Consider the following 23,763-nt stretch of genomic DNA (forward strand, 5'->3'; position numbering starts at 1 on the left):
ATGAATCACCTCAATTCCTATTATAGCTGAAAATGAAAAAAGCCCCGATGTAATAAGGGACTTTTGCCATTTTATTTTCTTCTTCTTGGAATCAGTGTTGGCTTGGGTGGAGTATAGGACCTTAAAAGCTGATCTCCTGTTAAAATCTCCACTGTTTTACCCATTGCTGCATAATAATTGGCTACATTTTTTATCGTTGAATCCCCAATTGCTAAACCTTGTGCCGCTAAAGTAGGCCATTCATCTGCTAAAGTTTTTAAGCCTTCCACATCCCATAAAGTCGATTGATCGGTAAACGCTGCCCAAGGTGTTTTGTTTTCAGCTGTTAACCGTAATATTTCAGCAAATGCTTGAGCCGTTTCAAAACGATTACGATTTGCTTGTGCAATATGGTTGCCTGTTTCAATAATTGTTGCTAGCGGTAAAACAAAGGTTGCCTTTTGCTGCATTTCATCCTGTATCTCTTTTTCTACTCGCTCATTATTCCACTGGTTTCCTACAGGTCCACATGTCTCTTTCCCAGGTACTTTGAGCCAGCAGCACAAAATGGACGTATCCATGACAACAACTTTACTCATTTGAGGATTCCTCCTCAGCTAAAGCTTCTTCAATCATCCCTTCACTTGATAATTTGCCAACCTTACCATATGCCATTAGCTTAGGCAATGATTGAATATCTTCTAGTAAAGATAATTTACTTTCGCCTGTCTTATTGTCACGATGAGCTACAACGATAAACGGAATCATTTCAGGCTCTAGCTCGTCTAAAAGTGCCGGGTTATGTGTTGTTACAAGCACATCAATTGCTCGGTCAGTCGAGATATTTCGAATCATATTTAAGAGAAGCTTAGACCTTGACGGATGCAGTCCATTGTCTACCTCTTCAATAATAATTTGTGTACCCGATGGACGCGTTAATAACGCTGTTAAAATCCCTAATAATCTAAGCGTTCCGTCAGACATGCCACGTGCATCCATCGTTATTTCTTTATCAATGCCCCAATCTTCCTTACAGTACAGCATAGCGTCTTGGCTGAATTCTCCAACTGCCCTTGTATACACTTCTGTAATATCTCGCTCTGGCAATTTCTTCACATATTTCGATAAAATTTGTTCTACCTGTGCTTTTTCATCTTTGGGCAATGCAGCTAATACCCCAGCAATATTTGAGGCATCATTATTTAACGTTTTAGAAAACGCGGTGTAATTTCGCATTAAACTTGGAATAGGATCTAATATAAATATCCCTTGCAAGGCCTCACATACCGCATTAACACCTTTTGAAACATCCTTCTGTATGGAAAGATTATAAAGCTGACTTAAAATAGAATGAGATCTTTTACATTCTCGCTTTGTTCCAGCCTTGCCGTTATATAACCTTGCAATAATACTAGGGCTATCTTCTGTTGTTTCATCTGTATATATTAATTGTGTTTGATAAGGGTTCACCTTTGTATTCGCACGCTCTTTAATTCTTGTTAGTGTCTCCGATTTCAGTTGTACATAAGGTTTTGTTGAAACCGTAATACTATATAAATAATCTGTTTTTTCATCCTCACCTTGAACTAATGCTCGCAATGTAAACTCATTATTTGCAGTTAATGCCGCCCACTCTGCACCGCCTCGAATCGCTTTCAAGGTTGGATCGCCTGTTAAAGACGATTGCAAATCTTTTCCCAATGAAATCCTACTCAAAAATTCTAAGCCATCCAAGGCATTGGACTTCCCACTGGCATTTGTCCCAATTAATACTGTTAGAGGATCAATATATAAAATGCTTTCCTCAAAGCTTTTCCATCTTGAAAAATGAATTTCTTTTAACATGTCACTTCACTCCTTCGTACCAGCAGTAAAAAATTACAGAAGGATATACCAAACCAGTATACCCTTTTGTTGCAATTTTATTTAATCGGTGCCACTAACCCTTTAAACAGCTCATAATTATGCTTCACACCATCATCTAAATCAATTTCAATTTGCTGATCTGCCATATGATGCAATAGCTCATCATACTTTTTCAGTTCATCAATTTTTTTTTCTAACAATTTTAATTCTTTCTTTGCTGCCGCAATTTCTTTAACTGTTGAATCGCCATTAATAACATTCAATAGGTCAGTTCTTTCAGCATCCATTCGATTTTGCACTTCATGTACATAATCTGTACGAATACGAGATAAGGTTGTTTTGTCATAGCGGTGCATGTAAATTAAACAGTTGAATGCCTTTTCCTTGCCTGATGTAAATAACCAATAAATTGGGCGTTTTTTATAAATTTGCACATGGTCTTTATAAAAATCGGTTATAAAGTAACGTCGTAATGTTTCACGAGCTGTTTCATTCTTCTTTCGACCTAATGCATCTGCAATAAAATCTAGATTCTGTTCTAATGTTTCTGCCGCAAACGTTACACGAATAAAATCAACGAACTTTTTCACAATATCATCTTCGAAATACGTCCCTGATAAAATTGGTAAGATATTATCTTTATCTAATGGGAATGTTTTATAGTGAGATACGTCAATTTCACCACCAGCGTAACAAATCCCTTCTCCATCTAAGGAATATCTGCCAAGTGTACAACCAATTGCATATGAAATTAAACTTTTTATTTCCTTTTCCAAATCTGATTTTCTTATAGTAATATCTTTTTCATTTACATCTGATGTAAGTTCATTTTCTAAACAATAGAGTTTAATAAATATTTCATTTAACTGTTCTTCATTATTTTTTACTTGATTAAATCTATCTTCGCTTAATTTCTCCATATTTTCGAAAGCAAATTTTACTAGATTAATTGAATTATTATTTTTAACTAAAGGGTGCCTTGTAAAATTCCAAGAAGTTTCAAATTGATCCCATTCTTCTTTCGATTTATAAATACAATCTAATACCAACGATTCTATTCTTTCTTTTTGTTCCTTATTCTTAATTTCTTTATAAGGTATGTCAGAAATATTACCTGTCTGAAAATGCATTGTCGGATTTAAAATTCTTAAAAAGTTAAAAGACAATTTTGAGCATAACAACCCTAACATAATGTACAAATCTTGTTTATCTGGAAAAACTGATGACCCAGAAATATCGAATAAAAAACCCTTTTCTGTATATCTAACTCCAAAATTGCTAGAACTTATATCAGACCAAGTTATTCCTTCCTTAAAATAATATTCTTTATTGTTAAGTCTTCCTGCTGGAGTTGATACTTTATTAAGGTATTCACCCCATTCTTTTAATTCCTGACCATCATTTTCCCAATTAACAACATAATCATTATTTCCATACCATTTTCTAAAAGCTCCACCTTTATTATAAGGGAACCATTTTAATTTACTCTCCTGAGCTTGCTCTCTACTTTCAAAGCTAAATCCTATATTATTAATTTTCACCTCATGCCAAAAACGAAGAAATCTGTCATTATCCGAAGTAAACATCCCAACTTTAGGTTTCGCAACTTCAAAAAGTGGTTTAGTATTTTCGAAGATTTCTCTTACATTATTACTGACCCAATAGGCTATTGGTATTCCACTAATCCGATTAAATTCTTCACTATTACTTGTATATCTATAATTAACATTCGGGTTTTCTATTGCAGCTAATGTCTTCAATGGTTGATTTTTAGCCCCAGGAAATTCAGTTAATTGAATGTATTCACCTGACGTTTTTGTAAAGGAATTTCTTAAAGTAAAACTACAAATAGGAACAGTTGCTTCCTCAAATGCTGAATATTCAAGTTGTATTAATGAACTTATATTTTTTTCGTTAATTACTATATTTCTCAGCTTTTCATAAGTAGATATAAACATCCATACAAAAGGGGTCATAAAACCAATGTGTCCATTACTTTTTACCATACCAAAACTATATTCAAGAAATGCCGCAAATACATCACTTTTCGTTCTAAAATAATACTTCTTCAAATATGTCCCAAGAACATTATTAATGAATTTCCTACCTATATACGGGGGATTCGTCACCAAAATATCAAATTGATTGTACATAATTTTATATTGTTTTAATAAGTCTGGAAGTAATTTCATTACTTTTATTTTTATTGCATCTTCAAAAAGATTATCAGTTAAATTAAATTTAATCTCTTCTAATCTTTTCTCTAAAAATCCTTGGTTAGCTTGACTTAGTTTAATTAAAGATCCTACTGTCTTAGCATCATTAAATTGATTAATGAATTCTTTTACATCATTAAATTCACTACCAATACTTTCTCCTGCAATATATGCAATATCTTCATCAGTTAAAATATTGGATTCTTGAATAGAAGCTAAGTTCATTACTATACCTTCTCGTTCAATATTTCTAAGAAATCGCTTATTATACTGAAGTGCTTTCATTACAATCGAGAAACTCGCCAATTGATATGCTCGATTATCAATATCCAATCCGTATAAATTCTTTTCAATAATTAATCTCGGTATTTCACGTTCCATATATCCACATTTAATATAAATCTCATAAAGTACATCAAACATATACGTAAGGATATGCCCACTTCCCATTGCTGGATCAAAGCATTTAATATCCTCTATGTTTAACTCTCTATTAATATACGGTGCAATTTTTTCTTCAAAATCTGATTCTGGATTTGGATTCTCTAAGTAGAACTCCCACTTGCCTATTAGCTCACGATGTTCGGGATGCGACTCTACCCAATAACGTCCTAATGCATTTTGCACCATGTAACGAACAATCCACTCAGGCGTAAATAGTTGTGTCGCATATGGAATTTCTTCTTTTTTATATTTCTTCTTCGCTTTAATTACACGCTCATTTTCATCTGAAATATAGTACTGATATAGCCATCCAACTATTTCAACATTCGTCCAATCCTCTTCTGAAATACTTTCTACATCGGTCATTTTACGTACAAATGTATCTGTACCAAGTAGGCCCTTAGGGAACAAAATTTCCAGATAACCCTCTACATTCTCAAACATAAATGGCATATAACGATTTAAATCATTACAATGAAGTTTAATCAGATATTCAAACAATTCATCTGTGTTATTTCCAATTTTCAAGTTATAGACAAGCTCTTTATCAATCGGTAAATCTAAATTCAAAGCTTCTTTAAACATATCTGGCTCTGTACTATCTAGATTCACTGAAGAAAGAACACGTACCTTTGTTGGTAAGTAATCATTCACTTCCATATAACGCAGTGCGATGAAGCGGTTAAACCATGTATAAGCCGCTTCCTTTATTACCTCGTCATAACCAATTTCATTAATACGTGCGATTAACTTATTGCGTTGCTTACGCTCAATTTCTGAAAGCTGTTTGCCATCAATAAAGATGGCATCCGAGCTTTCTAATGTTGCTTGCTGTATTGCTTCAGGTGTAATGCCCAGCTTCAATGCTTGTAGCTGAATTTTTTCATGCAGCTCGCGGCGTGCTTCTGTTGCAAAGCTCTTTAAAACCGATTTATTCATTGCTCAACATCCTTTACTCAATAAACTCAATTTGTTTATTTGATTTGATAATTTGCTTTAATTTTGCAGACAGAGTTGAAATATATTGATCGACATCCTGCTCCGTTGCCAATGTTTTCATAGGTACTAATGTCGTCACCTTTACTGATTCCTTTTGAACAACTACTTCCTCTACTGATGGGACATTCGATTCGCCACCGATTATACGCTGCTGCTCTGCTTTACGCTTTGCTTCCTGTGCAATGTCTTGACTAATTATGCGGCTCATTCTGTCCTTTAAGCTCGCACTTTGAGAAATAGTTGCATCCACCTTATAAATGTCTGTAAATGCTGTAACATCAGCTAATAACTTAGTAAAATTAAATTCAACATTTTGCTTTGTTTCAGCAGATACACCATATTGTCGAGATAATAATGATACCTCATCGTAATCTAGTTGCACCTTTTCTTGTGCAAAAGCAATTTTGTCTGTTAAGACTTTATTAAATAAAACATCAAGAGCATTCGTTAGCTCTGGGATTTCTTTAATTTCCTTATATGGAATCGAATCATTTAGTATCGCCTGTAGTTGCTGCATTGGCTGTTCAATCTCTTCACCAAATAGGTACGATTTATTTTCCTCGTATTTTTTAAATGCCGCTAAGCCTTTATCGAATAACTCTTTTTGATTCGTTTCAAAGAAGCTTTTCACATAAGCAATATCCTCTTCCCAATCTAACAGGTTATCCTCTAACTCTTTTAGCTTTTCAAAGAAAGAAACACTATCTAATTTGGAATCAAATTGCTCGAAATACTCTAGCCCTTTATTTAATAGGCTCATCCCTGGGTATTTACGTCCTTCATAACGAGCCTTATAGCCTTTAATTTCATTAATTTGCGTTTCCATTAAGCCTTGAATGTCTTTTAGTAAACCATCCTCATCATCTGCTAAGTTCGTTGTATTAAACACATCCTTACAAATACTTTTAGCAGTTCGAATTAATGCTTCATCTACTTTAGTACGTTTTACTATAATCGCTTTTTCTGATTCTGACGACTTCACTAATGTTGTAATAATTTTATTCGTATCTTTTACTGGCTCAATATATTCAGAATTGTAGCGAATGCGAATACGTTGCTCTGTTAATAATTCAGCAATAAGTGCAGCAATATCTAACAACTTCCACCCATATGGCTTATCCTGATAACGATCATATATTTTTTTTATCGTTATTTGTTTCTTAATTTGATCCTGTAAATCAACAAATTCAAATACTTCACGCTTTGCCTCTTGGTTAGGCTTTGCCACAATGGAATCATCCAAAGACAATTGACTGTTATCCGTATTTAACAAAGCAACTAAATCTTTTTCGCTATCTAAATGCTCTTGAATATAGCCTAATTTAATAAAGACGTTATCTACTAGCACTTTAAATGCTGCATTGATTTTTTCTTTTACAGAAGAGCCTTTAATTTCTACCTTTTCTCCGTAAATGTAGAATTCTGCATCCTTAATAGCCTCTGTTAATAAGTCTCTTACGCGACGTTTACGATCCTTTATTTCGACTTGCTTGTTATTTAAAATATTTTGAATGTTTTCTGGTTGCTGTAATGGATTTTTCTTTTTACGATAGTCCTCAATTTTTAGTGCTTCTTCCATTTCCTCCACATAAGAATCATTTGCACCTAGCTTGATAAGCATTTCTCCACTGCCAGATGTAAGCAGCATTAACTCCTGCTGTGATTTTTGATAATGGTCTGATAATGGTGAAATAATTTGCACACCAATCGAAGACGTTTGGTTGCCGTAATTTTTTTCATCCATCTTTTGATTAAATGGGAAAGCATAGTGTTTTGAATAGTTAAAACGCTTTTCTTCATATAGATCAAGGAAGATCGTATTCGCTAACTCACGTTTTAGTACATCCTCATCGATCGTCACTTGCTTAATTTCACGGTTAATATCCTGCTCATCATCTGTCAAGAACACATAGTAGTCACCGTTTTTCTGAATCAATGTTTGAGCAATTAATTTACGAACAGCTGATTTAATCTTCTCTTTTAATTGTAATTTGTCCTCATCAATGTTTGTTACCATTAATGTTGCGATGTTATCAATAGTAGCTGGCAGCTCTTTCACGTACTTAATCATGAATAGCACTTTTAATAAATCGATATTTAATTCATCATTTTTTAACTCTGGATTTTCTTTTGCTCCCTCAATTACACGTGAAATCGCTGGATTTAAAAATTCCTTGATTGTATCGTAAAAGGCATAGAATGGAATTAACGTACCTTCTTCTTCCTGCTTGTAGTATAGTGCTGCTTCTTTAAAAGCAGACAGCATTGAACGCTCTCCCTCAGATAAATGCTTACCTGACGATCCATGCTTACGTACCTGTTCAAATACATTTTGAAGTAGCTTAAATTGGTACGGAATAAATGGATACACTTCTGCAAATTCTTGTTCATTATCATAGCCGCGTAAATCAGCTGTGCTTTCACGGAAGCTAATTAGATTTTTTAATATCGCACTTTTCTCTGGATAAATAGCCTTTAATTTATCTGTTACATGCGGCTGCTTTTCTAAAATACGCTTTTTGATTACTTCATCAACTGAAATTGAAGATAAAGACAAGCGTGTATCAAAACGTCCTTGAATACGTGAGAAGTCATCGCCTTTTACTTTAATAATAGAATCGATGCTTTCCTGAGATGTAACCATTACCCATACTTTACCTTCAGCGTAAGTACCTAAATCCTCTGTTAGCGTTTGCAAATTAAGCATTAAATTACGGTTATCACCGATATATTGTCCAATCTCATCTACTAAAAATACTAAATGGAAATTTGGTCCCTTTGAATCTATGTATTCCTTTACGTCTTTCGCAAACGTTTGAATATCCATTTCAAAGTCATCTACTTTTTCTTCAATCCATTTGCGTGCAGAAGCCTCTGACAGATTAATAACTTTTCCTAAAGCTTCAATGACAAAATCTTGATCAAAATAGAATGTGCTACGGCGTGCTTCCCAGCTTTCGCCTACAAGCGATTGGAACTCTTGCTTAAATGCTTCAAATTTGCCTTGCTTATCAAGGTATTTCTCCATTTCAGCAACACCTGGAATATCTCCGTAATAGCCACGGTGCTCATAAAATACTTTCATAAACACACGTAAAATGGCATCTTCTTTTGATTTGTTATCTAAAGAACTTTTTGAATCAATATTGAATAAAACAACTTCCGTTTCAATGTCTGCTGCTTTTTTCATATTGGCATATACTAATGGATCTTTAATCTTATCTTCAAATAGATTTACAGGATATTCATTTTCCACCATACGGTTTTCTAATAGGTATGCTAAAATCTTTAAGAAATGCGATTTACCTGAACCAAAGAAGCCACTAATCCAGACACCCATTTTATCCGTTTTCCCAACAATTCCTCGTTGGTAGTTATCATAAAACTTTGAAAAATGCTTATGGAGTTCTTGGGTTACTACATACTCATCTAACTCGTTATAAATATCCTTATCACTCGTTTGAGCTACTTTAATAACGCCACGTATATCACGTTCAATACTCTTTAAAAACATGTCCTTTAAAATCATCTAAAAAGCCTCCCTATTCTAATCAATTAATCGAAATGCTCTGTAATAGTTGTCATCCTTAAATTTGCTAAATAGCTGTAATGATTGCCCATCATATTGTCCAGGGAAGAACATAACAACTGGTGTCTTGTCTAAAATTTCTTGTAGGTTGTTCAAAATGTTATGAGAACGCACAAAAGGATATACCTTCCCTACACCTGTAAGGAAAATCACATTATGACCTTCTAATTTTTCTTTGATTTTATTGAGGAAGATTTCTGGCTTTGCAAACGTTGTCATTGCTTTAAACAATGCTTCCTTGCCCTGCCTTTGTTCCATTTGGAAAATCCGCTCATAAATACGCTTTTCTTTCGTGATTTCAAGGAGCGTCTTATATAAATCCACCTCTAATATTTGGCGTGTTGAGCCATCATAGTCGAATTCTTTTTTGATATGCTGTATATAATCTCTCATTTCAAGCTCATGAACAGGCTCGTAATCAAATACATAGAAGCTAATTTCGTTACCTAGACCTCTACCTTCAATAAACTTGTCTTCTTTTAGCTTTGGAATAATTTTGTCCAGTCGCTCATTAAAATTAACCATGATAGCCCCCTGCTTCTCCCATTGCTTGTACATACTTAGCATCTCCAAGATGATTCAGATGAATTTTTATACGCTCATCGATATACAAACGGTTTAACTCATTGGATTTTAAATTATTCAGTAAACCTGCATTTAACAAGATTTTTTTGAACACCTGTTTTAGTTTTGCTACCGTTGTATCCGACCAGCCAGCCATAAATGCACTCTGCTCCATCTTGGCTGCAAAAAAAATATTCACATCGACCTTATCAAGGTAATAATCATTGTTGTTTAACTTTTCAGCTACAACTTCCTGCATAAATTCATAAAAAAGACGATCAAATTTCATGATGGCATAAAGGTTGATCACTTTCCCTACCTCATACGGCTCATCAATCAACATTTGCCTTAGTGAATCGTCTAGTAAGTCTACTCGCTTTATAATATACGGTATTGCTCTTTTAACACTTGAAAGCTTTTCATATTGAAAAATGTTTTCTTCTAATACTTTATATCGAATTTCTTTATCAGAAAAACCTTGTTGCTTTAATTTTGCTACTTGCTTCACCTCGTAAAGCATAAATCCAGCACCTGTTAAGACAGAAGAATATTCTATATCCATTGTCATTCATATCGCTCCTTCTATCAAGACTATTTCACTTGTTAATTTCCACAATTTTCTTAATTAACGAAAGTCTTCTTTTTCCACATTGCTGCTGAACAATTTTTGTAAATACTCCATCCTTAATCAGCTTATCAGAGTTATTTAAATACATACTATGTACATCTGAAATAAGTTCTTCTTCAGTTATTGCCTCTTGCCAATACGCATCTACTACTTCATTTATAGCCTTTGCTAAATCACGCTGTGTTCGATAAAAACGTTTTACAACCAACTGAAACACCTCAATTACATTATTAGTACAATATTTATATCTTATTCTTACTTTATTCTTATTAAAGGGTTACTTCAAGGTCAAAATCAAATATGTACCACAAACTTTTGAACATCACAATTAGTATGTCCATTACATACATTGAATCGGCAAGCTATGAAGTTACAAAACTAAGCTCATTAACTTCTACATAATATCAGCGAGCGTATTGTTAAAACATTTTTGCTGATCCACTTACTTAACGCTACATAATTTGGCAGGCAATCGTTGCTACTTTCCTGTATTCACTTCAACCTTGGTAGCAAGTTAAGTAGTGCAGCATTTCACCTCCGTGTAAGCGATCGGTTAGGGGGATATTGCCTAAGTAATTCCGCCCCTCAACCCTTGGTACTAAAGCATTCTTGACAAAAAATTTAAAAATTTTTTTCGGATTTTTTTCGAGATTTTTTTATCTTTTTTTTCGAGTTTTAAACTCTGATTAGACTAAAATCCTTGGAAGAATCAAATAATAGTTTTTTTAGTCGAATCCTTCCATTGTTATTTACCTCGCCTTTAATGGAATATTTATTTAATAGTTTTTCTAGTCAATTCCTTCCAACAATAATCCCTCAATTTTCATAAATTTAGCTTAAATATTCAAGGAACCGCTATGGCTTTTTTGATATAAGTTGTATAAATGTTATATAACTTATATTCTTTTTGGCATAAGTTGTATAATTGTTATATAACTTTTTTGCATTATTTTGCTCTGTAGGAGCTTTTTCATTGGAAGAATCTAATTATAGTTTTTTTGGTCATTTTCTTCCTCTTAAATTCCCTTCAAACTTATATAACAGTTGTATACAAGTTATATAATTGTTGTATAAATGTTATATAACTTTTGTCCTTTCCCATTGGAAGAATTTAGTTGTAGTTTTTTCAGTCATTCTCTTCCTCTTAAATTCCTTTCAAACTTATGTAACAGTTATATATAAGTTATATAATTGTTGTATAAATGTTATATAACTTTTGCCTTTTTCATTGGAATAATCTAATTGTAGTTTTTTCGGTCATTCTCTTCCTCTTAATTTCCCTTTAAACTTATATAACAGTTGTATATAAGTTATATAAATGTTGTATAACTTATGTCTTTTTCCATATAAATGTGGCATTAATATCCGAGAAACACCCTATGTTTTTTCGATATAAGTTGTATAAATGTTATACAACTATTTGGCAGCATAAAATCAAAACACTGTAAATTAAAAAGAAAAGGGCATTTAGACCTCAAGTGTAGCTGTTGATCTGAATGCTCTTATAGCCCCTATTTGTTTGATATTATTGACTTATGATTTAGTTGCCTTTAATTCAGACACGCATCAATTATGTCTGAATTGTGACAACTGTGTACAACAAATTCCTATATGTGCGCACGCACTCGTTTCCACCTTCGAACTAGAGGCAGGTAATGCTGTAAATACGTCCGTGCTTAATCCTACCTGTTATCGTATTACTACAAGCTAGCTTTACGGATTACTCTCGCTCCAAGCACGCTTATGCCATTTCGTTTACTAGCACGTACCAGGAAATATCAAAACACTGTTAATTTAAAAATGCATTTAGACCTCAAATGTATCTGTTGATCCGAATGCTCTTATAGCCCCTATTTGTTTGAATTTATTGACTTATGATTTAGTTGGTCTTACTTCAGGTACATTACATTTGTGTCTAATTTGTGACAACTGTGTACAACAAATTCCTATATGTGTGTACGCTCTCGTTTTCCCCTTCGAACTAGAGGCAGGTAATGCTGTAAATACGTCCGTGCTTAATCCTACCTGTTATCGTATTACTACAAGCTAGCTTTACGGATTACTCTCGCTCCAAGCACGCTTATGCCATTTCGTTTACTAGCACGTACCACCGAATATCAAAACACTATTAATTAAAAAGTAAAAGTCATTTAGACCTCAAGTGTAGCTGCTGGGTCGAACGTTCTTATACCCTTTTTTGTTTGAAATTATTGGCTTATAATTTAGTTAACTTTACGTAACGACAGGTATATTAAATTTGTGTCTAAAATGTGACAACTGTGTACAACAAATTCCTATATGTGTGCACATACTCGTTTTTCCCTTCGAACTAGAGGCAAGTCTTGGTGTACATACGTCCGTGTGTAAGCCTACTTGTGTCGAATTACCACAAGCGAGCTTTACGGATTACTCCCGCTCCGAGCCTGTTTCTAGCATTTCGTTTACTAGCACGTATCACGGAATATCAAAACACTGTTAATTAAAAAGAAAAGTCATTTAGACCTCAAGTGTAGCTGCTGGGTCGAACGTTCTTATAGCCCTTATTTGTTTGAATTTATCGATTTATTATTTAATTGCTTTTAATATAGGCAGGCATTAAATGTGTCCAAAATGTGACAACTGTGTACAACAAATTCCTATATGTGTGCATGCACTCGTTTTTCCCTTCGAACTAGAGGCAAGTCTTGGTGTACATACGTCCGTGTGTAAGCCTACTTGTGTCGAATTACCACAAGCGAGCTTTACGGATTACTCCCGCTCCGAGCCTGTTTCTAGCATTTCGTTTACTAGCACGTATCACGGAATATCAAAACACTGTTAATTAAAAAGAAAAGTCATTTAGACCTCAAGTGTAGCTGCTGGGTCGAACGTTCTTATAGCCCTTATTTGTTTGAATTTATCGATTTATTATTTAATTGCTTTTAATATAGGCAGGCATTAAATGTGTCCAAAATGTGACAACTGTGTACAACAAATTCCTATATGTGTGCATGCACTCGTTTCCACCTTCGAACTAGAGGCAGGTCTTGGTGTACATATGTCCGTGCTTAAACCTACTTGTTGTCGTATTACTACAACCGAGTTTTACGGATTACTTTCGCTACAAGCACGTTTATGCCATTTTGTTTACTGGCACGTATCATGGAAAAGCCAAACACTATTAATTAAAAAGAAAAAGGTATTTAGACCTCAAATATAGTTGCTGATCTAAATACCCTGATAACCCATATTCGTTTGAAATTAGTGTCTTTAAATTTAGGGCACTTAACGGCAAAAGTAGTATGCGTGCTGTAAATATTAATACCGTGCAAAGTTGATGCGGTGTATGCTACCCTGCTGTTTCACCACAATTCCTTCCTAACTTATAGCTTTTCGATTTATAGTAGCTATCCAGCATCTAAAAAATATGCTTCCCAATCATCATATCTATCTTCTAAAATTAGGAGAATACTCCGCTATGCTAGCCATCAAATTACTAAAATGACCTGAATCCCCAGTTACCTTTCTGTACAAATCATCGTTACTTAACATACCTTTTCATATTATTTTTTTAAGATATTTTTTATTTAATGTTTAATTATTGTTTCAAACTAAGATTATGCGTAAAAGTCCACAGTATCGAATATGCGGGCTGTTTTCTAAACTTTATAATTCTCATACAAAATAAAAAAAATAGTAGTACAGACCATGCCTTGGTCCGTACTACCATTGTTAATATGCTTTTGCTACAATTTCAGTTTTTTATTTGGTTCAGAGATATAAATCACCAATGATGATGGTAGTGCATTTACATATACTTCACGATTTCCAACTTTAATTGTTTTGTTGAATTTTTTGTATACATCTGCATTTCCTTCTGCACCTTTTTCAATTAAATTGTAGAATTCATTGCCTTTAGCAGTCCCAAAAAATAATCTTGAAATTTCCTTAAACGCATAAGGGGTTACGTTATCAATTAGTCGTTCTGTACCACCAGCATTCCAATAATTGATCTGTACTGAATAATCACTGTGCTTTGTGCTGTAAGATACCATGATTGAATTTAACGTACTATACGGATTTAAGATGGCAGCATCGTCGGCTAGTTTTTCAAAACCTAGCTCATTAGCAAGAATATTAATATTTTTCTTATAATCCTTGGTAAATGCTTTTGATTTCCCCTTAAATGGTTTAATGCCTTCAGGTAATGGATACTTTTTGTTTAGAGCTTGATAAAGTCCTGTTGGAGATTCTTTCCACTTATTTGGAACATAAGGGTTTTCTTCAACTTCCAGATTTGTTGAGAGTTGGTCCTCTTTAATATTTTGAGTTCCAACGATTACCGTATACGCGGTACCTCTCTTTTTCAATGACACTTCATAATCGAATAGTTGATTTAGTGATTCGTATGGGACAAATAGATCTGAACCAATCATGATTGTTTTTAATCCCGTAGGAGTTGTAGTCCGTTTAGATTTTTTAACATGTAAGTGTTCCTTTACGCCATCTACTTTGACCATTGCATTCGCTAACGTAAAATCATACTGTGAATTATCATGCGTTACCGTAGCATTATTCTCACTTGATGTTAATTCGTATTTGTCACCCATACCTTCAACCGAAATTTCTAATGGAACATAAACTTGACCATTTCGTACAATTGGATTAACTTTCGCTTTTTCACCATTTACATAAATCGAATGACTTGCCTGTAATACTTGACGTTTATGTGCATCTGATGTCTTTATAAACATTTCATCAAGACTATAAAATGTGGTGCTTGCTACTGCTTTTTTGGGGATAGCTACCAAAAACGCTGATAACATAAGCAAACTTATAATAATGATTGCTACAAATCTCGAAGTTGAATTAATAAAATTACTTTTTTCCATGTTCATATAATCTGATTCCTTTCTTTAAATAGTGCTCAATCAACAGCTCACACCATTAATAAATACAATTTTTCTACACATATTCATGCAAGATTTTGAAATAAAAAGTAGACAATTTATCCTTACATGATTAGTAATTTATTAATTACCAATTTAGTGCATCGGTAAAAATAATAGCAACTAAAACTTTGATGGTCAAATATATATTGGTAAATAAAGGATACGAAAGGGAGTTAAACATACTTTTTATCTGCTGATTTGATGACACGAATCGTACTTAGATTATCTATGATCAATGGAATTTCTTATCACTTTGAAGCAAATAAAATTATTATTTGCGTTACTATCCGCTTCAATGTAATTTGAGGAAAAAATTGTATTTTTGGATTAATAATTTTATAAAAAATAGTAATGTTTGCAAAATAGGGCTGTTTTCTGAACAAAAATAGCCCTATTCTGCTCTTTTCCTCCTATGTTTTGGATATTTTGGTAGAATGAATTCTAGGTACTTAGTTTGAATTTAATTAAACATTTTTTGTTATAAATAAATCTTTATTTCTATACAATGAAACGAGTTTACGAAAAAGGAGAAAGTTTATACATATTCAACTTCAAAGGGCTCTAATTTTATTGTGAAGATTTTAGGAGGATGAATGAGAGTGCGGAACAATCAAAATCAAATTTCTAAAATGAAAGAAGCTTTGAATCGTGTTTTAAAAAGCAAAAAAGTTCAAAGTAGGGCATTGGTTATTGGCTTAGCTGTATTAGGAGCCAGCTTAGCAAGCCCATCCTATTCACTTGCAAATGAAAAAACATCAGAAGTACGTATAACGACAAAAACAAATATCGGTGACGCTGAATTAGTGGATACGAAAGGTGCAACATATGAAGTAGATCAAAATAAGCGTTTTGAAGTTCTTGTTATGTATAAGAATTTAGAAGGTTTAGAGTATGCTGAAAAAATTGGTAAGCCAGTTCTTGGTGGCGATGATTTAAAGGTTTTTAATATCGTTAAAATCAAAACGAATAATGCTGGGTTAAAGAAGTTGCAAAAAAATAAAAATATTCTCTCTGCTGAAATTAATGTACGTGTTGAAGTGAAAAAGCAAGGTTCAACAATGGAATCAACACATTCAAAGGTATATGAAGTACGTCCAGGAGAACATGCATCATGGGCTTATAAGCATATGAATATTCAAGAAGCTTATAAAAAGGATGTAACAGGTAAAGGGGTCAAAATAGCAATTGCCGATTCAGGTGTAGCTGGACATTCAGACTTAAAAATTGTAGATCAGCATATTGTAAATGATAATGTATCGAATCTAACAGACAATAATGGTCATGGTACACATGTAGCAGGTATTGTCGGTGCAGCAGACAATGGCAGTGGTGCAATTGGTGTTGCTCCAAATGTTCAAATGTATTCGATTAAATTAGATGATGACGAGGGTAAACTTTATGCATCAGATATGTTAGATGGATTACGTTGGGCTTTAGAGAATAATATTGACATTTACAATGCTAGTTTTGGAAACTCATTAAATTCCCCAATTTATCAAGCTGCAATTGATGCTGCATACGAAAAAGGATTAATGATTGTGGCGGCTACAGGTAATGAAAGTGAAGGTAAAGTTGGATTTCCTGCTGCGTATGACAATGTCATTGCAGTCGGTTCAATTGGAAGTAATGGAACATTAGAATATTACTCAAACTATGGTCCTGAAGTTGATTTTGTTGCTCCAGGTTCTATCATTACAAGTACATCTAATAAAGGTGATTTTGAAACTCGTTCAGGTACGTCAATGGCTACTCCATTAGTATCGGGCGTGTTGGCATTATTAATGGAAGAATTTCCAAACCAAACAGCTGATTGGTATTATAATGCATTAAAGGATATGTCAAAAGATGTAGAATCTCCAGGCTTTGATAATAAGTCAGGTCATGGTATGCCTCAATATGAGCCATCTGAAATTAAGGATGAAGTTGAAGAAAATAATGATGAAATTACATCGGTAGAAGATTTGCCGATAAATGAGCAGCGTATTTATGAGTTAGTATGGGATTATATTAATGATCCGTCAGGGAAGCCAGCGAGTCAACGTCCAAAAGACTTTGAGCGTGCGGAAGAATTAGTAGAATTAATTACGCCTTCTATTGTGCGAGATAAGTTGATCGAGCAATTGCATAAAGAAGATTATGCAAAGGATATTGCTTTATCAACAGGTGAAAAGTATGAGAAAAAATTGCCTCAAACAATTGAGGAATTGCCTTATGAAGAAAGACGTTATGCCACTCAGGTAGAGCGTTATCTTGAAGAAATGAAAGAGACGACACGTGAAAGTCGATTTGAATATTATAAAAATCGTGTGACGAATATGATTAAGGATAAGTTATCTCCATCACCTGTTTTAGACAGACTTTTAGCAGAGGCTCATAAGTATGGAGCTGTTTTAGATGTTCCGTATTCAAATGGCAGTAAGTATAACGGAGTGGTTTATGATTTTGATGATTTACAAAAACCATCAGAGGTCATTCCGCCAATTGAAAAGCCTGATGAAGTGAAGCCAATCGTGCCAACACCTCCTGAAGTGAATGTTGGGGAAGAAACAAGTGTGCGTCATTTACCTAAAGAGCAGCAAGAATATTATAAACGAGCAGAATATTACCTTGATCGAGTACATGCGAGAAATGGTGAAACGATGCTTGAACAAGCTGCGATTTTTGTGTCATACATTAATGCATCGCCTATTAGAGATCGAATTTTAGCTAGAGTTCATCAATATGGTGGATTGTTAGATGTTCCTTACTCTAATGGTTATTTCTATCAAGGTGTTGTTACGAAGCCCTGGGAGAAATACAATAATTCGAATGTAGGCAATGGTGGTAACACTGGCAATGGTGGTAACACAGGAAACGGTGGTAACACTGGCAATGGTGGCAACACTGGCAATGGTGGCAACACTGGCAATGGTGGTAACACTGGCAATGATGGTAACACTGGCAATGATGGTAACACTGGCAATGATGGTAACACTGGCAATGATGGTAACACTGGCAATGATGGTAACACAGGAAACGGTGGCTCAACAGATACTCCGTATGATCCTCCGAAAGAAATTGCAGATTCTTATTTGGCTTTAATTAAAGAGACATTGGATAGAGATATTGAAAGATTACGTTTAAGACCTTATTCATATGTTTCTCAAATGAACTTTGAAGCAGATATGCTGAAGATACCAAAAGAATATCCTGAAATGACAAAATATTATCGTGATCTTTACAATAGTATCGTTTCAAACTAATAATATAATAAAATAACTTGAAGGCTGTACTAGGAGAATTAATTTCCCTGGTACAGCTTTTTTCATTGTATGGTATCAAACATCTTTTTGTTTGGAAGGTAAAATTAAATCAATGAAAGTGGAATATTTCTTATGCTGTCTCTCTATGTATTTTAGGTACTATGATATCTACTCCTTCCACCAACTAAAACTCGCTTAATGCGTGCCAAGCATACAATACTCTTTATTTAACATGATATTTTTTGTCGGTTCCAACTTTAATGTACAAATGAACAGCTCTGCATAATACCCCTCTCCTCAAATCTAAAATTTCCAATCAAACAACATTGCTATGTAATTCAAATGTTTAGAAGGAAACAATTTAATTCTCTTAAATCTGGTTTCTGTCGTACCTAGAATGCTTATGAATAGCTGATTCTATGTATCCGACACTTTTTTACGAATATTCATTTCTGCATGTTTGTAGAGTGTCGTATCTATACTTCAGCTGGCTTCACATCTTATAACCGATATTCAGATGTGTTCGACACTTTTTTATGAATATTCATTTCTGCAAGTTTGTAGAGTGTCGTATCTATACTTCAGCTGACTTCACATTTTATAACCGATATTCAGATGTGTCCGACACTTTTTTACGAATATTCATTTCTGCAAGTTTGTAGAGTGTCGTATCTATACTTCAGCTGGCTCCACATCTTATAACCGATATTCAGATGTGTTCGACACTTTTTTACGAATATTCATTTCTGCATGTTTGTAGAGTGTCGTATCTATACTTCAGCTGGCTCCACATCTTATAACCGACTTTCAGATGTGTCCAACACCTTTTTATGAATATTCATTTCTGCATGTTTGTAGAGTGTCGTATCTATACTTCAGCTGGTTTCACATCTTATAACCGACTTTCAGATGTGTCCGACATTTTTTTATGAATACTCATTTCTGCAAGTGTATAGCGTGGCGTAGCAATTCTTTACTGACTTAATCACACTTACTATCTATTACGGAGGAACAAACAAATGGAACAAACTATTGAAAAATCAATCGAAGAAAAAATTGAAAACTTAATTACACAAAGCCTTGAAAAAAGACTTGGCGAAATAATTGGACAGAATAATGAGCTTGTAGCTAAAGAATGGTTAAACGTTCAAGAAACTTGCGATTATATCGGAATTTCCTATAAAAATTTACAAAAGCTTATTGATCAAGGTCTTAAATGTATTTCAATTGGTCGCAGCAAGCGATTCTCCAGAACGGAAATCAATCACTTTTTAAAAAATACACAAGCATAAAAAATACGGAAAACACAAAAGGAGTTCATTCTAATGACAACAATGGAAAAAGCAGTTAAAGAATATATGAAAAGAGGCGTTCCTCATTATATGGTGAAAATGTATGGGGGTATCGATCCTATTACGAAAAAACAAATCGACATTACAAAGCGTGGTTTTAAAACAAAAACTGAAGCAAAAGCTTTTTATGCCCAAAAACAAGCGGAAATGCTACAACGAAATGATACTGATAATCCAGACCTTACATTTGAGCAATTCTATCATACTGACTATGAAGAATACCTTCATAATTGTTCCCTCGAAAAAAGTACTTTAGGGAAAATTAAAGGGATTTTCAAAAACCACATCCTACCTTTTTACGGAGATTTAAAGCTTAAAAATATTTCTTACCAAGATACTTTGCGGTCTTTTGAAGTATGGAAAGAAAAATTACAAAAACCATCAAAGGTAGCAATCGAACTAAATAAATGCTTAGAACAGGCTGCCCATAACGATTACATTCCGAAAAATCCCGTTAAACTTGGTGGTTTACGATCATGGGAAAAAAAAGAAGAAAGAAAGAGAGTCAATGCACAAGGTGATAAATTGTTCTATACATTAGATGAAATAGATTTATTTATTCAAAAGCTAAAAACAACAGATGATATTTCAAAAATTGCAAGTTTCCTCTTGCTTGTAAATTTAGGCTTACGCAAAGGAGAGCTTCTTGCACTACAATGGCAAGATATTGATTTTCAAAATAAAACAATCCATATTCATCAAGCAGTTGGTATGGACGAATTGAATAAGCCTTATATTAAAGCTACGAAGAACTTTTTAGTAAGAACACTTGATATTGATGAGGAAACTTTCCAAGCACTATTAAAATGGCAGGAGCTCCAAGCAGAACAATTAAAGTGGCAAAGTCTTGAGCATCAAGGTGATAAGCAGTTTATCTTCCCAAACAATAAAAATACTTTTTATACTAACAGCAAGTTAAATACCTGGTTAAAAAAGTTCCAAATCCAACACGGACTAAAACTTGTTTCAATTCACGGCTTACGTCACAGTTGTGCTACTCGTATCTATTATCAAACGAAAGATATAAAATTCGTTCAACATTTCTTAGGTCACACAGACATGGCAACAACGGTAGATACGTATATTCATTGCATTCCCGAAATAGGCAGTATGTTAGTAAAAGGTTTTAATCGTACTGCATAAATAATCATTAGTTGAATCTCAATTCGTGCCAAAGTACATTTGTATTTTGGCACTTTTTCTTTCTCTATCTTTAAACAGGTTTTCACAATAAGTATAGAAATACTTAAAACTAACCCTTTTATTTATACATTAATCATTAAAAAACCTGGTAGAAACCTTATTAGATAAGGCTCTACCAGGCATTTTATATTTTCATTAGTTATCTTTCCTTAATTGTCTCACTTGTTGCTGGCAGCTTAGAAGTGATGTCATGCAGTACGCTCTCAAATCATTAATACAAGTTGCCCCTACTTTACATTTAATTATTTTTAATAATTTTATACACGGTTGCCCTACCAATCCCATACTCCTTTGCAATATCTGTAGCACTTTCTCCTGCTTCAAACAATGCTCGTACATGCTTCTTTACTTTATCATCAATAGCTGGTCTGCCTCCAATACGCCCACGTTTTCTAGCACTTTCTAACCCAGCCTTTGTCCTCTGTTGAATAATATCCCTTTCAAATTCAGCAAATACAGCTAACATACCAAACATAGCTTTACCTGTTGGAGTAGTTGTATCAAATGCATCATTAATTGAAACAAACTCTACTCCCTTCTCATTTAATTCACCTGTTAATGTAAATAGCTCTTTCGTGCTTCTAGCTAAACGATCTAATTTAAACACAACAAATAAATCCCCATTAGCCGCAGCTTTCATTGCATGTTCAAGTTCTTGTCTTTCTACTTTACGACTAGAAATCTTTTCTACATATATGATTAGTTCTAATCCTTTTTCTTTAGCATATTTTTCAATGGCTTGCTCCTGCATATCTAAATTTTGATCTTCCGTACTTACACGACAATATCCTATTACTCGTCCCATTTCTGACACCACTTTCTACAAACTTATACGTTTTATATACATTTAATAATAGACGAGTTTATAGACAAAAACAACAAAAAAAGGAAGCCTAAACGTTAATTTAAGCTCCGTCTTCAAATCGTCTACTAAACGATGATTTTATAGACGTGTATTTCGCGATTGAAATGTGAGCCTTATCGCAACTGAAATACTAGACCATTCTGGTAGAAAAGATTATCGAGATAGCAAGTTTACTCGTGTACTTTACACGGATTCATTGCGGGCATAATTCACGTTTAAAAGGCATAGTAAAAATGTTACTTAACATACATTTTACTAGGGCTAAATCACACATACTTGAGAACATCAAAATTAATAATTCAATTCAAACCATATTGAGAAAATTCAAAAATCATGCTATAATTCAGTGTGTATTGATTATAAATAAGACTGTTTAGTGGTGGTACACTAAGCAATCTTAGCAACAAGCAGAATCGATTCAAAGGCGATTAGCGAGCAAAAAGTAAAAAAGTAAACCACTACTCAACTTTGGCGGAGAGGGCGGTTTATTTTTTTTGTAAAAGCAAATGACAATGCAATTACAGATATGATAAGTGTTGAAAAACGTATAGCTATCATCATTGCTTCGTCCTTACCAACAGCTATATACCTCACGATTCTACAATACTAATGTCCGAACGAGTAATACACATATAAATTGAAGAGGGAAAGTATTTAATCATAAAAAAAGACTTACCGATCTTATATGACCAATAAGCTTGAGATGAATTCTGATGGCTAAGTTTGTTTTTAAAGTTAATTCTCGATTCAACTGAGAGCCATTTAGTCAACGACCTCAAATTGCATCGTTTCAAAATTTAGCTCCATTGGAATGTAATGCGTTACGATCATCATTAATGGAAATGCAAGCGTCACTGTATAAGCATATACGTGCATGAATTGTAGCGGATCAACCTGTGCATATATTACCATCACCCAATGAGCGAGCACATACGGAACATAGAAAACGATAAAAAAGTAAGCTAGGCATCTGGCGGTTTGTTGCATACTCGAATAAAAGCCTGATGCAATATATAATAACATGTCTCTTGTTTCTTCTTTCATAATACAATCGCCTCCATAATATAATGTTTCTTCTATTATATTATAAAAATGAGGTACCACGATATTCTCTATTACACCATCAGACATGTTTTTAAGTGTTTAGAAAGTAACTTTATACTATAACTTAAACAGCAGCATACACCCTTCGTATTTATTCATAAAGTAAATCACCCCTACCCATTTTGAGCAAAAAAAGAGATGCAAAATATGCATCTACTCTATTTTACGCCAATCAATAATCTCAATCATTGCATTTGAAAGCTGATTATACAGGATTAACCAATTTCCAACGATATTTAATTGAATCAATATTTCACCGTTAATATTTTCTCGAAATACAAGAACAATAATAGAGAGTTCTTTATTTTCGGAACGCTCTATTACACCAGCCTTCACCATGTAGTCATTAAAATGGCATTCTACGTATTGTTTTTCATCTAGCTGAGCGTCAAGTAGCTTTCGAATCGTCTGAGCTACATGGTTATACAGCTTATGTGTATTGAAATCGTCTTGTAATGCTGCTGTTAAATCGTGCTTAATTTGTTGTGCTTGCAAAGAATCGCTCCTTTCATAGTATGTTGATATTATCATTCTACAAGCTTTCTCCAAACATTCCCATACTATCGATTGGTAACCTTAACACTGTAAATCCAAAATCATAAGAGACATCTACATTATTTCAACTCTCTACCTATTACAAACATTTGTAGCTAAAACTTAGTTGAAGCAGTGACGATTCATAATATGCAAGTCCATAAGCTTATATTTAGATTCTTAATAATATTCACCCCTTCCCTGCCGAAAATATTACGGCCAAAAGAAAAAAAGGTATTTTTTCTTT

General features: G+C 33.8%; 14 protein-coding genes. 3 read left to right on the forward strand and 11 right to left on the reverse strand.

Features of this window, described 5'->3' with window-relative positions:
- Positions 1 to 71: 71 nt before the first annotated feature.
- The 8 genes from MKX47_RS15815 to MKX47_RS15850 all read right to left on the reverse strand — a co-directional run bounded on the left by MKX47_RS15815 (position 72) and on the right by MKX47_RS15850 (position 15,162).
- Positions 72 to 578 (reverse strand): hypothetical protein, encoded by a 507-nt coding sequence (locus MKX47_RS15815; protein WP_340776053.1) that lies wholly within the window; start codon positions 576 to 578, stop codon positions 72 to 74.
- Positions 571 to 1,824: an AAA family ATPase gene (locus MKX47_RS15820; RefSeq protein WP_340776056.1), complete on the reverse strand. Its 1,254-nt coding sequence runs from the start codon at positions 1,822 to 1,824 to the stop codon at positions 571 to 573. The genes MKX47_RS15815 and MKX47_RS15820 overlap by 8 nt, the downstream gene beginning before the upstream one ends.
- Positions 1,825 to 1,901: 77 nt before the next feature.
- Positions 1,902 to 5,444: a BREX-1 system adenine-specific DNA-methyltransferase PglX gene (gene pglX, locus MKX47_RS15825; protein WP_340776058.1), complete on the reverse strand. Its 3,543-nt coding sequence runs from the start codon at positions 5,442 to 5,444 to the stop codon at positions 1,902 to 1,904.
- Between the two features lie 13 nt (positions 5,445 to 5,457).
- On the reverse strand, positions 5,458 to 9,033 hold the full coding sequence (gene brxC / locus MKX47_RS15830) for a BREX system P-loop protein BrxC (RefSeq protein WP_340776060.1): 3,576 nt from the start codon (positions 9,031 to 9,033) through the stop codon (positions 5,458 to 5,460).
- An 18-nt stretch (positions 9,034 to 9,051) separates the two neighbouring features.
- Positions 9,052 to 9,618 (reverse strand): DUF1788 domain-containing protein, encoded by a 567-nt coding sequence (locus tag MKX47_RS15835; protein ID WP_340776062.1) that lies wholly within the window; start codon positions 9,616 to 9,618, stop codon positions 9,052 to 9,054.
- On the reverse strand, positions 9,611 to 10,225 hold the full coding sequence (locus MKX47_RS15840) for a DUF1819 family protein (protein WP_340776063.1): 615 nt from the start codon (positions 10,223 to 10,225) through the stop codon (positions 9,611 to 9,613). The genes MKX47_RS15835 and MKX47_RS15840 overlap by 8 nt, the downstream gene beginning before the upstream one ends.
- Before the next feature lie 28 nt (positions 10,226 to 10,253).
- Entirely contained in the window at positions 10,254 to 10,502 is a 249-nt protein-coding gene (locus MKX47_RS15845) for a TIGR04540 family protein (protein WP_340776065.1), read from the reverse strand.
- Between the two features lie 3,508 nt (positions 10,503 to 14,010).
- On the reverse strand, positions 14,011 to 15,162 hold the full coding sequence (locus MKX47_RS15850) for a stalk domain-containing protein (RefSeq protein WP_340776068.1): 1,152 nt from the start codon (positions 15,160 to 15,162) through the stop codon (positions 14,011 to 14,013).
- Positions 15,163 to 15,815: 653 nt separating this feature from the next.
- Here MKX47_RS15850 and MKX47_RS15855 point away from each other — a divergent pair.
- The 3 genes from MKX47_RS15855 (at position 15,816) to MKX47_RS15865 (ending at position 20,953) form a co-directional block, all read left to right on the forward strand.
- Positions 15,816 to 18,458, forward strand: a complete 2,643-nt coding sequence (locus MKX47_RS15855) for a S8 family peptidase (RefSeq protein WP_340776070.1) — start codon at positions 15,816 to 15,818, stop codon at positions 18,456 to 18,458.
- Between the two features lie 1,019 nt (positions 18,459 to 19,477).
- A complete protein-coding gene (locus tag MKX47_RS15860; protein WP_340776073.1) occupies positions 19,478 to 19,750 on the forward strand; it encodes a helix-turn-helix domain-containing protein in 273 nt (90 codons plus the stop codon).
- A gap of 33 nt (positions 19,751 to 19,783) precedes the next feature.
- Positions 19,784 to 20,953: a tyrosine-type recombinase/integrase gene (locus MKX47_RS15865; RefSeq protein WP_340776075.1), complete on the forward strand. Its 1,170-nt coding sequence runs from the start codon at positions 19,784 to 19,786 to the stop codon at positions 20,951 to 20,953.
- A 298-nt stretch (positions 20,954 to 21,251) separates the two neighbouring features.
- On the opposite strand, the gene MKX47_RS15870 is transcribed toward MKX47_RS15865, so the two are convergent.
- The 3 genes from MKX47_RS15870 to MKX47_RS15880 form a co-directional block, all read right to left on the reverse strand.
- Positions 21,252 to 21,818 (reverse strand): recombinase family protein, encoded by a 567-nt coding sequence (locus tag MKX47_RS15870; RefSeq protein WP_340776078.1) that lies wholly within the window; start codon positions 21,816 to 21,818, stop codon positions 21,252 to 21,254.
- A gap of 822 nt (positions 21,819 to 22,640) precedes the next feature.
- On the reverse strand, positions 22,641 to 22,922 hold the full coding sequence (locus MKX47_RS15875) for a hypothetical protein (protein WP_340776080.1): 282 nt from the start codon (positions 22,920 to 22,922) through the stop codon (positions 22,641 to 22,643).
- Positions 22,923 to 23,135: 213 nt separating this feature from the next.
- Complete coding sequence (locus MKX47_RS15880) at positions 23,136 to 23,477, reverse strand: hypothetical protein (RefSeq protein WP_340776082.1); 342 nt, start codon at positions 23,475 to 23,477, stop codon at positions 23,136 to 23,138.
- Positions 23,478 to 23,763: the final 286 nt, after the last annotated feature.

The organism is Solibacillus sp. FSL R7-0668 (assembly GCF_038006205.1).
Lineage (GTDB): Bacteria > Bacillota > Bacilli > Bacillales_A > Planococcaceae > Solibacillus.